Consider the following 418-nt stretch of genomic DNA (forward strand, 5'->3'; position numbering starts at 1 on the left):
CGCATACCGCGGACTATCGCGCCGTGGTCATTGAGGGGCTGTGGGCGCACTGGCAGATGGATGGCGGCGAGGCGAACAGGGTCGAGTTGCCGCCAGGGTCCTACTGGACCCAGAAGGCCAATGAGATGCATGACGATGCCTGCCTGTCGGACACGGAGTGCGTGATCCTGCTGATCAACGACACGCCCTACGAGACCTATCTGCCGAAGTAGCCAGACGATGCGCCTGCCAGCCCCGGTTGCTTGAAAATCGTCAGGCTAGCTGGCGTGCCGCAGGCTGACCCCGCTGCCCTTGTCGAACAGCACCACCTTGTCCGGGTTCCAGGCGAAGCGGACCGGCTGCTCGATCTCGACATCGGTTCTCGCCGGCACCGTGGCGCGCAGCATGGTGTCGCCGACCCTGAGCGTCAGGATCTTCT

1 protein-coding gene and 1 pseudogene are annotated in these 418 nt (G+C 64.1%); one reads left to right on the forward strand and one right to left on the reverse strand.

Features of this window, described 5'->3' with window-relative positions; genetic code table 11:
- The coding region (locus tag EOA29_RS40390; RefSeq protein ID WP_127222604.1) for a DUF4437 domain-containing protein at positions 1–212 on the forward strand (212 nt) is incomplete at its 5' end.
- A gap of 45 nt (positions 213–257) precedes the next feature.
- Here the strand turns inward: EOA29_RS40390 and EOA29_RS43675 are convergent.
- Positions 258–418 (reverse strand): annotated as a pseudogene (locus EOA29_RS43675) (ABC transporter ATP-binding protein); the annotation flags it as partial.

The sequence above is a fragment of the Mesorhizobium sp. M1E.F.Ca.ET.063.01.1.1 genome, assembly GCF_003998155.1.
GTDB lineage: Bacteria > Pseudomonadota > Alphaproteobacteria > Rhizobiales > Rhizobiaceae > Mesorhizobium.